The sequence below is a fragment of the Bradyrhizobium sp. USDA 4449 genome, assembly GCF_054056275.1.
The window spans coordinates 969,973-985,252 of record NZ_JBSRYD010000001.1 but is presented as its reverse complement, the minus strand read 5'-3'; the positions used below and the strand labels follow the sequence as shown (position 1 = coordinate 985,252).

Sequence of the window (15,280 nt, the reverse complement as noted above, 5' to 3'; positions counted from 1 at the left end):
CGCCAGGCAGCGATAGAAGAAGCGCATCGGCGAAAAGGACGGCCCGCTGCGGGCGGGCCGTCCCCGCAAGCCGGTCAGGCCGGCTGAGAAGCGAGCGCAGTCTGACGGAGCATGAGATAGTTGTAGATACCGTAACCCAGGCCCACGCCGATGAACCAGGTGAAATTGGCCAGCACCGACAACGATGGGACCAATGCACAGATCGCCGGCACGAGTGCGGAGGGAATGATCGCGAGGATCGCGTTCCTGTTGTAGCCGCCCTCGTACCAATAAAGGCCGCTCTCGCTCAGAGTATAGAGGTCATCGACGACGATCTGCTGCTTCTTCACCATGTAGAAGTCCGCGATCAGGATTCCGAACAGCGGACCGATGAACGCGCCGAGGATGTCGAGCGTGTAATGGATGACCTGCGGATTGTCGTACAGGTTCCACGGCGTTATGAAGACCGAGCCGACCGCGGCGATCATGCCACCCATCCGCCAACTGATCCGCTGCGGCGCGACGTTCGAGAAGTCGAAGGCCGGCGAGACGAAGTTGGCCACGATGTTGATGCCGATGGTCGCGATCATGAAGGTCAGCGCGCCGAGTACGACCGCAAACGTGCTGTCGATCTTGCTGACGGTTTCCACGGGGTCCGTGATCATGTGGCCGAACACCGGCAGCGTGGCCGACGTGGTGATGACCGTGAGCACCGAGAAGCCGAGGAAGTTGACCGGCAGGCCCCAGAAGTTGCCGGCCTTCACCGCGCCAAAGCTCTTTCCGTAGCGCGAGAAGTCGCCGAAGTTCAGCATCGGTCCCGAGAAATACGAGACCACCAGCGCGATCGCATTGATCATCACGGGCAGCGCGTCCCAGCCGCTGTATTTGACCTCGCCGAGCGTGAGCCCGATGTTGGCGATGCCCGCCTTCGCGATGAGATAGGCCGCCAGCACGATCATCACGACATACACGGCCGGGCCGGCCCAGTCGATGAAGACGCGGATCGCCTCCATGCCGCGCCAGAACACGATCGCCTGCAGCACCCACAGGAACATGAAGCAGGCCCAACCGAGCGCCGACAGGCCGACGAACCCGTGCTGGCCGACATCGGCATAGGGCGCCAGCGTGGGAAAGAACTTGAGCGCCACCACCATGAACGCGCTCGAGGCCAGATAGGTCTGGATGCCGTACCAGGCGACCGCGATGAGGCCGCGAATGATGGCCGGGATATTGGCGCCCTTCACGCCGAACGGCGCGCGGCAGATGACGGGATAAGGCGTTCCCGTGACCTGGCTCGGCTTGGCGACGAGGTTGCAGAACAGTTGCACGATCATGATGCCGGCCAGGAGCGCGATCAGCACCTGCCAGCCGACCAGTCCGAGCGAGAACAGGCTTCCCGCGGTGACATAGCCGCCGACACTGTGCACATCGGACATCCAGAATGCGAAGATATTGTACGCGCTCCAGGTCTGTTCCTTGAGCGGCGCAAGGTCTTCATTGGTCAGCTCCGGATGATAGCCGGGCTTGATGATAACGCGGGCATGGGCCTCGGAAACAGCGCCTCCGGGGGCTTCGGGCAGTTTGGGACTCATTGTCTTTCACCTTCCAAGCAAAACAAGGATCCGCGCATTCGATCTCTGCACGCGTCGCGCGGCTTCGCCCCAAAATGCAAGCGGCGTGCCATTTTTTAACGTTCGATAAATAAATTATAACGTTCGATCAGGTGAGACGCAGGCCGCCCGGAGCCGCCGCCGCGCGCCACGGCCCGTCGTTCGCGATGCGTGCTCGCGTGTCGGCTGCAACTGGAGCTTGAATCCGTTGATGAAAGCGAATTGCGTGGGGTTCGCGTATCCCGAGCCATGGGACGACGCGCCATCGCCGTGGAAGCTTTCGGCCGCGCCACGCCTGGTCAGTTCGTAGAGGAGAAAGCCAGACTCTCGCTGAGACGGCCTACGGTGAGAGTGCAGAGTTTTGGGCACTGTCGCCGGAATTTTGGGCAGTTCGTAGGATGGGTTGAGCCCTTGCGAAACCCATCGCTTTCCCATTCCCGCTCTCCGTCTTCGCAGCTATCTTCCGACTGCAAGTGACGATGAATCGCGGATGGCGTCCGGTCGGCCAGCTCTACGGATGCTTCGCGAAACACGTGTGATGGGTTTCGCCAGGGCTCAACCCATCCTACGGGCTACGGGCTTTGCGCGCCCCGGAATGACGGGAGGGAAGGCAGCAGCCCATTGAGTTCGTAGGATGGGTCGAGCCCTTGCGAAACCCATCGCTTTCCCATTCCCGCTCTTCGTCTTCGCAGCTATCTTCCGACTGCAAGTGACGATGAATCGCGGATGGCGCCCGGTCGGCTAGCTCTACGGATGCTTCGCGAAACACGTATGATGGGTTTCGCCAGGGCTCAACCCATCCTACGGGCTACGGGCTCGCGCTTTGCGCGCCCCGGAATGACGGGAGGGAAGGCAGCAGCCCATTGAGTTCGTAGGATGGGTTGAGCCTTTGCGGAACCCATCGCTTTCCCTTTCCCGCTCTCCGTCTTCGCAGCTATCTTCCAACGGCAAGTGGTCGGCTGGCTCTACGGATGCTTCGCGAAACACGTGTGATGGGTTTCGCCAGGGCTCAACCCATCCTACGGGCTCGCGCTTTGCGCGCCCCGGAACGACGGAAGGGGAGGCAGCAGCCCATTGAGTTCGTAGGATGGGTTGAGCCTTTGCGAAACCCATCGCTTTCCCTTTCCCGCTCTCCGTCTTCGCAGCTATCTTCCAACGGCAAGTGGTCGGCTGGCTCTACGGATGCTTCGCGAAACACGTGTGATGGGTTTCGCCAGGGCTCAACCCATCCTACGGGCTGATCAAGGTAACGACACGCTTTTCAACGCGGGGAAGCACCTCTTCGCGCGAATATCTGCACTCTTTGCAGCGCTTCGTCACGCAATTGCCGCCGACAGACAGCGTACCGAACGACTCGCTTTTGCAGCGAGGACATTTGCGAAAGGGCGGAAGTTCGAACATGGCGCTTTAAATCCCAAATGGTCGAAATGTCTCTTACGCGCGGAGGCGCGCTGCCAAGGCTCGCGAAGAGGTACAGTTGGAGGGTAACATCCCCCCTTGAGCCCCACCCCGATTCGTGCGACCTCCGCCCTCCAGCAAAACCCCTCAATTTCTGAGCCTTCGATGCACATTCTCCTGCTTGGTTCCGGCGGCCGCGAACATGCTCTGGCGTGGAAGATTGCGGCGTCCCCCCTGGTGACCAAACTCTGGTGCGCGCCCGGCAATGCCGGCATGCGCATCGCGCGCGAGGCGGAGTGCGTGGCGCTCGATGTTGCCGACCATGCCGCCGTGATCGACTTCTGCAAGACGAATGCGGTCGACCTGGTCGTGGTCGGCCCGGAGACGCCGCTGGCGGCCGGCATCGTCGATGATCTCACCGCTGCGGATATCAAGGCGTTCGGGCCGAACAAGATCCCGGCGCAGCTCGAAAGCTCCAAGGGCTTTACCAAGGCGCTGTGCACCGAGTTCGGCATTCCGACCGGCGCCTACAAGCGATTCACCAACGCCCAGGACGCGCGCGATTACGTGCAAAGCCGGGGCGCGCCGATCGTGGTGAAGGCCGACGGCCTTGCCGCCGGCAAGGGCGTCGTCGTTGCGAAGTCAGTGCGCGAGGCGGAGGACGCCATCGCCATGATGTTCGAGGGCGCGTTTGGCGAGGCCGGCGCGGAAGTGGTGATCGAGGAGTTCCTGCCGGGCCGCGAGATCAGCTTCTTCGCGCTGTGCGACGGCGAGACCGCCATTCCGCTCGCCTCCGCCCAGGACCACAAGCGCGTGTTCGACCACGACGTCGGCCCGAACACCGGCGGCATGGGCGCCTATTCGCCGACGCCTCTGGTGACGCCGGCGATCCACGACGCGATCATGTCGAAGATCATCCTGCCGACGGTCGCGGGCATGAAGCAGCGCGGCACGCCGTTCCGCGGCATTCTGTACGCTGGCATCATGCTGACGACGCAGGGCCCAAAGCTGTTCGAGTTCAACGTCCGCTTCGGCGATCCCGAATGCCAGGTGCTGATGCTGCGGATGATGTCTGACATCGTGCCGGCGTTCCTCGCCGCCTGCGACGGCCAGCTGAAGAATTTTGACCTGCGCTGGTATCCGGAATCCGCGCTCACCGTGGTGATGGCGGCGAAGGGCTATCCCGGCGACTACCAGAAGGGCACCGAGATCGAGGGGCTCGACGATGCCGCCAAGGTCGACACGGTCGAGATCTTCCACGCCGGCACGGTCGCGAAGGACGGCGCCATCCTCGCCAATGGCGGGCGCGTGCTCAATGTCTGCGCGCTGGGCGCGACCGTGGCCGAAGCACAGGCGCGCGCCTATCAGGCCGTCGACCGCATCCGCTGGCCGGAAGGCTTCTGCCGCCGCGACATCGGCTGGCAGGCGGTGGAGGCCGAGAAGGCGAGGGGCTAGCGCGTCGTCCCCGCCGGCGCGGGCAGCGCGCCGATCCGGACTCCGGGACTGTGGCTTGATCTCGACATTCCAGAAATACGCAATCAGCAGATAGGGTTAGTCACCCCGCTGATAATACCGCTACGGTGCATGGGGTTGTTTCGACATTTTGAGTGGGTGGAACTGATGTCCGATCTCGCCGACCTCTATCCCGGCTTCGCCTCCGAATGGGTCAACACCTCGTTCGGCCGCATCTTCGCCCGCATCGGTGGCAACGGGCCGCCGCTGCTGCTGCTGCACGGCTTCTCCGAGACGCATGTGATGTGGCACCGCGTCGCGCCTGAGCTGGCCGACGCCTTCACGCTGATCATCGCCGACCTGCCCGGCTATGGCTGGTCCGACATGCCCGAGAGCGATGCGCTGCACATGCCCTACAGCAAGCGCGCGATGGCCAAGGCCATGGTGGAGATGATGGAGCGGCTCGGCCACGTCCACTTCGCGCTCGCCGGCCACGATCGCGGCGGCCGCGTGTCGTATCGCTTGGCGCTGGATCATCCCGGCCGGCTGTCGAAGCTCGCCGTGCTCGATATCCTGCCGACCTATAATTACTGGGAGCGGATGAACCGCGCCTATGCGCTGAAGATCTATCACTGGACGTTTCTGGCGCAGCCCGCGCCGCTGCCGGAGACGCTGATCTCGGGCCAGGGCGAGTTCTTCCTGCGCTTCAAGATGGCGAGCCAGACCAAATCGAGAACGCTGGATGCGATCGACCCGCGCGCGCTCGAACACTACCTCGCCCCGTTCCGCGATCCCGCCCGCATCCATGCGATGTGCGAGGACTACCGCGCCGGCGCCTATATCGACTACGACCTCGACAAGGCCGATTTCGAGGCCGGCAAGAAGATCACCGTGCCCATGCTGGCGCTGTGGGGCGGCGCCGGCATTGCGCAAGCCGCCGCGACCCCGCTCGATGTCTGGAAGCAATGGGCGACCAATGTCGGAGGCCAGCCTGTCGATTCCGGTCACTTCCTCACCGAGGAGAACCCCGACGTCACCACGCGGGCGCTGCTTTCGTTTTTTGCAGGCAGCTAGCGCCGCTCGCGAAAGAACTCCTTGAGCAGCCGCGCCGCCTCGCTCTCGCCGACCCCGGAATAAACGTCCGGGGCGTGGTGACAGGTCGGTGAGGCAAAGAACCGCACGCCCGATTCGACCGCGCCGCCCTTGGGGTCAGCCGCGCCGTAATAGAGCCGGCGGACCCTTGCAAAGGAGATCGCGCCCGCACACATGGTGCAGGGCTCCAAGGTCACGTAGAGGTCGCAGTCGACCAGCCGCTCGCTGCCGATCTTTTTCGCCGCCTCGCGCAGCGCGATGATCTCGGCGTGGCCCGTGGGGTCGTAGTCGGTCAGGGTGCGGTTGGCGGCGGTGGCGATGACCTCGTAGTTGCGGACCACCACGCACCCGATCGGAACTTCGCCAGCCTTTCCGGCATTTTCGGCCGTTTTGAGCGCCAAATCCATGAAAGAAGGGGCTTTCAAGCCTCGTATCATCCGAAGAAACCTGCTAGTAGCTGCGCCTTCAGCAGAAGTGCTTACGATTTTTGCCTGAGCACGCGGCTCGGAATGAGCGCGCGTAATGCGTCTGGCCACCCCCTGAGTGAGATTATTCATGCCTCGCGACAGCGACAAAGACAACGATTCCCGCGGCCGGCGAGGTCCCCCCAAAGGCGGCCGCAGCGGCAAGCCGCGCGGCCCCGACAAGAAATTCGCCAAGCGCGGCTTTGAGGGCAAAGGCGATCGCGACAGCCGCCCGCCTCGCGACAGCCGCCCCTTCCGCCGACGCGAGGAGGGCGATGCCCCGCGTCGCGATTTTTCCGACCGCCCGCGCTTCAAGCGCGATGACCGTGGCGGCGAGGGCCGCGGCGAGCGCGGCTTCAAGCCGCGCGGCGACCGTCCGTCCTATGGCCGCGACGACCGTCCGCCGCGCAGCCGGGACCGCGACGATGCCCGTCCCGCGGGTCGCTTCGGCGACAAGAAGTTCGGCGACAAGCGGCCCTATGCGCCGCGCGGTGACCGTGGCGAGCGCAAGTTCGACGGCGAGCGGAAATTTTCGCGCGACCGTGGCGAGCGCAGCGATTCCAAGCCCTGGCAGAAGCGCGATGATCGTCCGCATGGCGACCGTCCGCGCAAGTCGTTCGACAAGGATTTCCGCGGCCGCGATCGCAGCGAGGAAAAGCCCTGGCGCCAGCGCGACGACCGTCGTGACGGCGGCCGTGGTGATGACCGTCCGCGTTTCTCGCGCTCACGCGATGATCGCGCCTCTGGCGATCGTCCGTTCCGCGATCGTCCAAAGTTTGACCGGTCGCGCGAAGACCGTCCGAAGTTCGATCGTCCGCGCGAGCGGCCCGAGGGCCGCATGGACTGGCAGGAGCATCCGCGCAGCGAAGGCCGCTTTGGCGATCGTCCGCGCCGCGACAACGAGGACGACAGCAGGATCTTCGAGAAACGCCCCGCCTTCGGCGGTCGTGGCGCCTATCGCGCGCGCGAGCGTGATTTCGAGGGAAGGCCGCGCCGCGAAGAGCCGCCGAAGCCGAAAAAGGCCGGGGAGCGCATCGCCAAGGCGTTGGCGCGCGCAGGCCTCGCCTCGCGCAGGGATGCCGAGGAGATGGTCACGCAGGGACGCGTCACCGTCAACGGCCGCGTGATCAATTCGCCGGCGCTGGACATCACCAAGAACGACGTCGTCCTGGTCGATGGCAAGCCGTTGCCGGAGCGCGAGCGCACGCGGCTGTTCCTCTATCACAAGCCGCGCGGGCTGATGACCACGCATGACGATCCCGAGGGTCGTCCGACCGTGTTCGACAATCTGCCCGAAGGCCTGCCGCGGCTGATCAGCGTCGGCCGGCTCGATTTCAATACTGAAGGCCTCCTGCTGCTCACCAATGACGGTGGCCTCGCTCGCACGCTCGAGCTGCCTGATACCGGCTGGTTGCGCCGCTACCGCGTCCGCGCCCATGGCGATGTCACCCAGGCGCAGCTCGACCAGCTCAAGGACGGCATCGAGGTCGAGGGCGTGAAATACGGTCCGATCGAAGCGACGCTGGAGCGTGACCAGGGCGCCAATGTCTGGCTGGTGTTCGCGATCCGCGAAGGCAAGAACCGCGAGGTCCGCAACGTCTGCGCCCATCTCGGGCTCGAGGTGAACCGACTGATCCGCGTCTCCTACGGTCCGTTCCAGCTCGGCGAGGTCCCCGAGGGCCAGGTCGAGGAGGTCCGCTCGCGCGTGCTGCGTGAGCAGCTCGGCGACAAGGTGATCGAGAAGTCGGGCGCGCAATTCGACGTGCCGAAGAAGTCGTCAGGCGAGGGCGAGAAGACCTCCAAGCGCGCCGTGATCGCCGACCGCAAGGGCCGCCGCGTGCTGGTGCAGCGTACCGGCAGCGATGAAGCGCGCGAGCGCAACGAGGAACAGGCCAACGGCTACGGCCCGCCGCGTCGTCCCAAGCGCGGCTATCACGGCAAACGCGATCTGACGCCGCGGGACGAATAGCATGCGCGTGGTCGGCGGCCGTTTAAAGGGGCGCAATCTCGCCTCACCGTCGTCGCGCGACATCCGTCCCACGGCGGATCGCCTGCGCGAATCCGTGTTCAACATCCTCGTGCACGCCTATGACAACCCGATTGCGGACGCACGCGTGCTCGATCTCTTCGCCGGCACTGGCGCGCTCGGCATCGAGGCGTCGTCACGCGGCGCGAAGTTCACGCTGTTCGTGGACAATGGGGCTGAGGCGCGCGCGCTGCTGCGCAACAATGTCGAGTCGCTCGGCCTCGGCGGTGCCACCAAGGTTTATCGCCGCGACGCGACCGATCTCGGTCCCGCACATCCCGTCGAGCCGTTCTCGCTGGTGTTTCTCGATCCACCCTACGGCAAGGGTTTTGCGGAGAAAGCGCTTGCGAGCTTGCGTGACGGCGGCTGGCTGACATCAGGCGCGCTGCTGGTGGTGGAAGAGGCCAAGGCCGCGCAGTTCGCGGCGCCGGAAGGTTTTGAGGAGCTGGAGCGGCGGGCGTATGACGACACCGAGTTCGTGTTTTTGAAACGCAACGCGTAGTTCATCTCCGCCCGAACAGCTTTTCCACGTCGGCAAGCTTCAGCTCGACGTAAGTCGGCCGGCCGTGATTGCACTGGCCGGAGTTCGGCGTCTCCTCCATCTCGCGGAGCAGGGCGTTCATCTCCTCGGGCCGCAAGCGGCGGCCGGCGCGCACCGAGCCGTGGCAGGCCATGGTCGCGGCGACGTGCATCAAGCGACGCTCCAGCGGCAGAGCCTCATCCCATTCGGCCATATGTTCGGAGAGATCGCGCAGCAGCCCGCCGGCGTTGGTCTTGCCGAGCAGCGACGGCGTCTCGCGCACCGCGACCGCGCCGGGGCCGAAGGATTCGATCGCAAGGCCGAATGAAACGAGCTCGTCGCTGCGCTCAAGCAGGCGCTCCACCGTGGCCTCGTCCATCTCGACGATCTCGGGGATCAAGAGGATCTGTCGCTGCACGCCGTTCTCGGCGAGCGAAGCCTTGAGCCGCTCATAGACGATGCGTTCATGCGCGGCGTGCTGGTCGACGATGATCAGGCCGTCGCGAGTCTGCGACACGATATAGGTCTCGTGCAGCTGCGTACGCGCCGCGCCGAGCGGACGATCAACGAGATCGGTCACCGGCTGGGTTTCGAACCGCACGTCCGCGCTTGGTGCGCCAACGTCGAACGCAGCCTGCGGGCGTTCTGCGAACGCAGGCGCGGCCGAGCCTTCGAATGACGGCATCGGCGCGGATGGCGAAGCCCGCCAGTCCCAGCTTGCCGGTCGCTGCGGCGTAAAGGCGGACCGGAACGACGACAATGCATTCTCGCCGCTGTTGGCGGCGGTGCGGCGTCCCTCGCGCGCGAGGCCTTCCTTCAGCCCGTGTACGATCAGCGCGCGCACAAGGCCGGCGTTGCGGAAGCGGACCTCGGTCTTGGCCGGATGCACATTGGCATCGACCTCGCGCGGATCGAGCGTGACGAACAGCGCCAGCACCGGATGCCGGTCGCGCGGCAGATAATCGGCATAGGCGCCCCGCACCGCCCCCAGGATCAGCTTGTCGCGGACGGGACGACCGTTGACGAAGAGATATTGCCCGAGCGCGTTGGCTTTGGTGAGCGCAGGTGCCGCGGCGTAGCCCGCGACGACGACACCCTCGCGCTCGGCATGGACTTCGAAGGCGTGGCTGCGGAACTCCGTGCCGAGAATGTCGCCGAGTCGCGTCAGGCGTCCCGCCGCGCCGGGCAGCGCCGCGGCCCAAGTCACGGGTGCGCGCTCTTCGCCCGCGAGCGTGAAGGCGACATCGGGCCGCGCCATCGCGAGACGCCGTACCACCTCGCGGATCGCCTCCGCCTCGGTGCGGTCGGTCTTCAGGAATTTCAGCCGCGCCGGCGTCGCATAGAAGAGATCGTTGACCTCCACGCGGGTGCCATGCGCGAGCGCGGCCGGCATGATCTCGGACTTCTCACCGCCCTCGACGGTAAGCGCCCAGGCATGCGGCTCGTTCGCATGCCGCGTGGTGATCGAGAGGCGCGCCACGGAGCCGATCGAGGGCAGCGCCTCGCCGCGGAAGCCGAGGGTACGGATCTGCAGAAGGTCCTCATCGTCGAGCTTGGAGGTGGCATGTCGCTCGACAGCGAGCGCCAGGTCCCTCCGGGTCATCCCGCTGCCGTCGTCGGTGATGCCAATCCGCCGCCGCCCGCCGCCATCGGTGAAGACGTCGATCCGGCTCGCGCCGGCATCGATGGCGTTCTCGACGAGTTCCTTGACCACGCTGGCCGGACGTTCGACCACCTCGCCGGCCGCGATGCGGTTGACGACCTGCTCTGGAAGCTGACGGACGGGCATGGAGCGACTCGAGGGGAGCGTTCGGGCGCTCAATTTAGCCCCGCCTGCGCGCAATTGCATGGGGCAAGTCCCGGATGCCCACATCCCGGTTGCTCCGGAACAGGCCCCTCAATCGTTCAAGCGACCGCCGCGTCCGGCCTTGACGTCGCTGCGACGCTTCTTGCCGTCCAGCCGGCGCTGTTTGGACGCGTAAGTCGGTCGCGTCGCGCGACGCGGTGTCGGCCGGATCATCGCCTCGGTCAGGATCGCAACGAGCCGGTCGACGGCGTCCTGCCGATTGCGCTCCTGGGTGCGGAAGCGCTGGGCGTGGATCACAATCACGCCGTCCTTGGTCATGCGCTGGCCGGCGACACGGGCGAGCCGGACCGCTGCATCTTCAGGGATGGTCAGCTTGCGCGTGTCGAAGCGCAACTGGGCAGAGGTGGAGACCTTGTTGACGTTCTGCCCGCCCGGGCCGGAGGCGCGGACAAAGCCGATCTCGATGTCGTCCTCGTCGATGACGAGATCGCGGGATATCCGCAGCATGATGGCACCATTGATGATCTCAGGACATATCGCGGAACGTCCATGTTCGGCAATGGTACTCTGGAAACGCAAATGGCCGGGCGAACCCGGCCATTTCAGGAAACGTGAGGTGACGTCAGTTCGACTTGGTGGCCGGTGCCGCGGCCGGCTGCGCGGCAGCCTGGGGCGCGCGGCCGACGACGACGGTCAGGAGGCCCTGGCTCCAGAGCCGCTTGGCGGCGGCCTTGGCGTCGTCGAGCGTCACCGCGTCGACGATGGCGTTGCGCTTCTCGATATAGTCGATCGGCAGCTTGTCCTGTTGATATTGCAGCAGCGCCTGTGCGAGCTTGGAGGAGGTATCCAACGCAAGCATCTGCGAGCCCTTGAGATAGGACTTGGCCTCGTCGAGCTCTTGCTGGGTCGGGCCCTCGTCGGCGATGCGACGCACTTCCTTCTCGATCGCGTCGATGGTGTCGCCGGCACGGTCCGCGCGGGTACCGGTGTTGCCGATGAAGACTGCCGAATGCTCCATCCAGAGCAGCGATTCGAACACGGAATAAGCAAGCCCGCGCTTCTCGCGGACCTCGCGATAGAGCCGCGAGGACAGGCCGCCGCCACCGAGGATGTGGTTGACGACATAGGCCGCCATGAAATTCGGATCGTCGCGCATCACGCCCGGTCCGCCGAAGGTGATGACGGTCTGCGGCACGTCGAGCGGCACGAAGGCGCGCTGCGGGGGCTTTGCCGCCTCGATGTCGGGGACCGGCACGAGATTGGCCTTGGCAGGCAAGGCACCAAACGTGTGATCGAGCAGCTTGCCGAGCGTGGCCGGATCGACGTCGCCGACCACCGCGATCTTGAGCGTATCCCTGGCGAGGACGCGCCCGACATAATCCTTCATGTCGGCGACCGTGATCGTCGGCACGCTCTCGAGCGTCCCGTTGGTCTGCCGTCCATAGGGGTGATCGCCGAACGCCATCTCCAGGAATTTTTTGCTCGCAAGCGAGGTCGGGTTGGTGGTGTCGCGGCGCAGGCCCGAGATGACCTGCGAGCGGATGCGCTCGACGTCAACAGGGTCGAAATGCGGCGAGGTCAGTGAGGATCGCAACAGGTCGAAGGCTTCGTCCTTGTTGTCGCGCAGCATGCGCAAGCTGCCGCGGAAGGTGTCGCGGGTCGCGCTGAAGGAGAGCTCGATGGCACGGCGGTCGAGCCGCTCATGGAACGTCTTGGAATCGAGGTCGCCGGAGCCCTCGTCGAGAAGGTCGCCGACAAGATTGGCGACACCGGGCTTCTCCTTGGGATCCTGTGCGGAGCCACCCGCAAAGGAATATTCCATGGCGATCAGCGGCACGGTCGCGTCCTGGACGAACCACGCCTCGATGCCGCCGGGCGAGACCAGATGCTGGATCTTCGCAGCGGCCTGCGACGGCGAGATCGCGGCGAGAGCGAGTGCCGCACCGGTGACGAACGACAACACGAAATGGCGTGCGCGAAGGAAAGAATGGGTCACGAACGCTTCTCCTCGCGCTTGGCAGCGGTGCTGGTGTCCTTGATCAGATAGCCGGTCACCGAGCGCTTTTTCTCCAGCCATTTTTGCGCAGCTCCGCGGACCTGTTCTGCGGTGACGGCGCGAATGCGGTCGGGCCAGCTTCTGATATCCTCGATCGACAGGCCCGTGGTGAGTGCGCCGCCATACCAGCGCGCCAGCACGGCCTGGTTGTCCTGGGCGTAGATCGCTTCCGCAATCAGCTGGGTCTTGACCCGCTCGAGATCCTCGGCACGGATCGGATTCTGCGCAATGTCGGCGATGACGCCATCGATCACTTGCTCGACCTCGGCAAAGCTGACACCCGACTTCGGCGAAGCCGAGATCGCGAACTGGGTCGGGTCGAGCGAGATGCTGGAATAGCTGGCGCTGGCGGAGACCGCGAGCGGCTTGTCGACGACGAGCGCGCGGTAGAGATAGGAGTTGCTGCCGCTCCCCATCAACTGCGCCAGGACGTCGAGCGCGGCACTCTCGCCGGCCGCGGCGGTGGTCGCCGAGGGCACCAGATAATAGCGGCGCAGGCTCGGCTGCTCGACGCGCGGGTCGGACAGCGTGACGGTGCGCGGCGCGACCGGTTCCGGCTCCTGCGGGCGGATGCGACGTGCAGGGATCGCCGGCTGCGACGGGATCGGGCCGAAATCGCGCTCGACCAGCGGGCGTACGTCGGCAGCCTCGACGTCGCCGGCGATCACGAGGATCGCGTTGTTCGGTGCGTAGAAGCGACGGTAGAAGGCGAGCGCGTCCTCGCGATTGAGCTTTTCGATCTCCTGGTGCCAGCCGATCACCGGCCGGCCGTAGGGATGATTGAGATAGAGCGCGGCCATGATCTGTTCGTTGAGGCGCGCGTCGGGGCTGTTTGCGACGCGCATGTTGTACTCTTCGAGCACGACATCACGTTCGGGCAGCACGTTCTCGTCCTTGAGGATCAGGCCGGTCATGCGATCGGCCTCAAACTCCATCATGGTCGGGAGCTGTTCTTTCGGGACGCGCTGGTAGTAGTCGGTGTAATCGACCGACGTCGAGGCATTCTCGTTGCCGCCGACGCGGAGCACGGTCTTGGAGAATTCGCCGATCGGATGTTTCTCGGTACCCTTGAACATGAGATGTTCGAGGAAGTGCGCGAGACCGGATTTGCCCGGCGTCTCGTCGGCCGAGCCCACCTTGTACCAGATCATCTCCGTGACAACGGGCGTGCGATGGTCCGGGATCACCACGACCTGGAGGCCGTTGCTGAGCGTGAAGCTGGCGGGCGGCGCGGACGTGACCGTCGTCTGGGCGAATGCGCTGCCGACCTCGAGGGCTGATGTCGAGAGGAGCGCGGCGAAGAGGCAGGCAATCGATCGGTGTGAGGACATCACGATCCTTGTGAAAGCCCGAACCCTCAAGTCCGGGCGTGAAAGCACGGCATGCTACACCGCGCGGCTTTGAGCTTCGGGTCACGAAGCAGAGAACGCCGTCGAGTTGTACTTAAGAATAAGTCATCTGCCGCATCCGGCCGACACCGGACGTTGCGGCGGTACACGCCTGCTTGCGACGGACAGGGAGCTTATTGCTCCTTTTCCTTCCCCGACATGACGTCGAAATAGGTCTTGCGTGTGGTATCTTCTCCGGAACCATAGGCATAGTTCGACGAAGGTGTCTGATATCCCGGCGGCGGCTCGACCAGCGATTGGCGCGGTGGCTCGCTGACGAACGGCTTGGACTCGGGCTTGCTACCCTTGAACATGTTCCACAGACCGCCGGTGTAACCGAGCTGGGCCGGGCTGAGTGTCGGGTTGGTGCCGTTGGTACCCGGCTGGACCGGGTCATTGCTGGCCTGCTGCGGGGCCGTCTTGTGGGCGTCCAACTCGGATGGCGACAGCGGCCGCGCATCTTTCAGATATTGCGCGGCCTTGTTGCCCGCCTTCTTGCGCGCGGCGATGGCCTCCTTGCGGCGCTTCTCGTCGGGATCCTTCGGCCAGTTCGGTGCGTTCGCGGCGTCGGCACTGGCGGGCGGCGGCAGGTCGAGGCTCGGTGGCACCACCAGCGGCGAGCGCTCGCGGTACTCGATGCCCTTCTTCTCCATGCCCTTGGCGCCGAGGCCCGACATCAAATTGTCGATGAGCTTCTCTTCGAAGGTCATGTCGTCATCGTCATCGTCGCCGGCGCGGACCGGGCCCGCGGACATGACGAGACCAATGCCAAGTGCGACGGCTGACAATTTCAGCGCCAGCCAAAGTCCCCGCCGGGAGTCTCGACCCATCGAACCGCTGGTCTCGGAGCTGCGCATTCCTGTACCTGTTCCATATTGTGGCAGTCTTGAACTGTGCAAATCTTGGAGTAGCACGTCTTGTCGCGCCTCGCGCGACCGCCGCTCGCCAAGCAAGGTTCCGCCTCCGTTCCGTATCGACCGGGATCAGGGCGCTTTTGCGGCGGGTACCCCCAAGAAGGAATCATACAACAAGGCCGTCACACCAGCAACGATAGCCACGTCCGCGAGGTTGAAGACGTACCAATCATAGGTATTTCCGGCGATTTCGATGTGGAACAGGGCGAAGTCGACCACCGCGCCGTAGGCCACGCGGTCGATGCCGTTGCCGATGGCGCCGCCGATGATCAGGCCCAGCGCGACCGTGGCGAGCCGGGTCTGCGACCGCGCCATCCAGATCGCCAGTGCAATCACCGCGACGACCTTCACTGCCATCAGTGCGATCTGTGCCGCATGGCTGTCGTTCTGCAGCCAGCCGAAGCTGATCCCGATATTCCAGGCCAGCACAAGGTCGAAGAAGGGGGTCACCTTCACCACGCCCTTGCGGGCGAGGTCGAAGCCGTTCAGCAGCCAGAGCTTCGAGGCCTGATCGGCCAGGAGGGTCAGCACGGCCGCGATGATGCCGGCGCGGAGCGGGGTCATGGCCGTTCGA

The 15,280-nt window shown here is 64.9% G+C and carries 12 protein-coding genes; 4 read left to right on the top strand and 8 right to left on the bottom strand.

Going from position 1 to position 15,280, the window contains the following annotated elements; all coding sequences use genetic code 11:
• Nucleotides 1-74: 74 nt before the first annotated feature.
• Nucleotides 75-1,571 carry an NCS1 family nucleobase:cation symporter-1 gene (locus ACVIIW_RS04650; protein WP_456699661.1) on the bottom strand — a complete coding sequence of 499 codons (1,497 nt, stop codon included), beginning with the start codon at nt 1,569-1,571 and terminating at the stop codon, nt 75-77.
• A 1,581-nt stretch (nt 1,572-3,152) separates the two neighbouring features.
• Here ACVIIW_RS04650 and purD point away from each other — a divergent pair.
• Both purD and ACVIIW_RS04640 read left to right on the top strand, forming a co-directional pair.
• On the top strand, nt 3,153-4,442 hold the full coding sequence (purD, locus tag ACVIIW_RS04645; protein WP_456699660.1) for a phosphoribosylamine--glycine ligase: 1,290 nt from the start codon (nt 3,153-3,155) through the stop codon (nt 4,440-4,442).
• A gap of 165 nt (nt 4,443-4,607) precedes the next feature.
• Entirely contained in the window at nt 4,608-5,513 is a 906-nt protein-coding gene (locus tag ACVIIW_RS04640; RefSeq protein WP_456699659.1) for an alpha/beta fold hydrolase, read from the top strand.
• On the opposite strand, the gene ACVIIW_RS04635 is transcribed toward ACVIIW_RS04640, so the two are convergent.
• Nucleotides 5,510-5,968 (bottom strand): nucleoside deaminase, encoded by a 459-nt coding sequence (locus tag ACVIIW_RS04635; RefSeq protein ID WP_092230031.1) that lies wholly within the window; start codon nt 5,966-5,968, stop codon nt 5,510-5,512. The two genes, ACVIIW_RS04640 and ACVIIW_RS04635, sit on opposite strands and share 4 nt — an antisense overlap.
• A 118-nt stretch (nt 5,969-6,086) precedes the next feature.
• Here ACVIIW_RS04635 and ACVIIW_RS04630 point away from each other — a divergent pair, with 118 nt between their 5' ends.
• Nucleotides 6,087-7,964: a pseudouridine synthase gene (locus ACVIIW_RS04630; protein ID WP_456699658.1), complete on the top strand. Its 1,878-nt coding sequence runs from the start codon at nt 6,087-6,089 to the stop codon at nt 7,962-7,964.
• 1 nt (nt 7,965) lies between these two features.
• On the top strand, nt 7,966-8,523 hold the full coding sequence (gene rsmD / locus ACVIIW_RS04625; RefSeq protein WP_456699657.1) for a 16S rRNA (guanine(966)-N(2))-methyltransferase RsmD: 558 nt from the start codon (nt 7,966-7,968) through the stop codon (nt 8,521-8,523).
• 1 nt (nt 8,524) lies between these two features.
• On the opposite strand, the gene mutL is transcribed toward rsmD, so the two are convergent.
• From mutL to lspA, 6 genes are all read right to left on the bottom strand, one after another.
• On the bottom strand, nt 8,525-10,330 hold the full coding sequence (mutL, locus tag ACVIIW_RS04620; RefSeq protein WP_456699656.1) for a DNA mismatch repair endonuclease MutL: 1,806 nt from the start codon (nt 10,328-10,330) through the stop codon (nt 8,525-8,527).
• 108 nt (nt 10,331-10,438) lie between these two features.
• Entirely contained in the window at nt 10,439-10,855 is a 417-nt protein-coding gene (gene arfB, locus ACVIIW_RS04615; protein ID WP_456699655.1) for an alternative ribosome rescue aminoacyl-tRNA hydrolase ArfB, read from the bottom strand.
• Nucleotides 10,856-10,970: 115 nt separating this feature from the next.
• Nucleotides 10,971-12,344 carry a M16 family metallopeptidase gene (locus tag ACVIIW_RS04610; protein WP_456699654.1) on the bottom strand — a complete coding sequence of 458 codons (1,374 nt, stop codon included), beginning with the start codon at nt 12,342-12,344 and terminating at the stop codon, nt 10,971-10,973.
• The gene (locus ACVIIW_RS04605) at nt 12,341-13,735 is read right to left on the bottom strand and encodes a M16 family metallopeptidase (RefSeq protein WP_456699653.1); all 1,395 of its coding nucleotides are present in this window, start codon (nt 13,733-13,735) and stop codon (nt 12,341-12,343) included. Before ACVIIW_RS04605 ends, ACVIIW_RS04610 begins: the two co-directional genes overlap by 4 nt.
• A 191-nt stretch (nt 13,736-13,926) precedes the next feature.
• Nucleotides 13,927-14,649 carry a hypothetical protein gene (locus ACVIIW_RS04600; protein WP_456699652.1) on the bottom strand — a complete coding sequence of 241 codons (723 nt, stop codon included), beginning with the start codon at nt 14,647-14,649 and terminating at the stop codon, nt 13,927-13,929.
• Nucleotides 14,650-14,775: 126 nt separating this feature from the next.
• A complete protein-coding gene (gene lspA, locus ACVIIW_RS04595; protein ID WP_456699651.1) occupies nt 14,776-15,270 on the bottom strand; it encodes a signal peptidase II in 495 nt (164 codons plus the stop codon).
• Between the last annotated feature and the right edge of the window lie 10 nt (nt 15,271-15,280).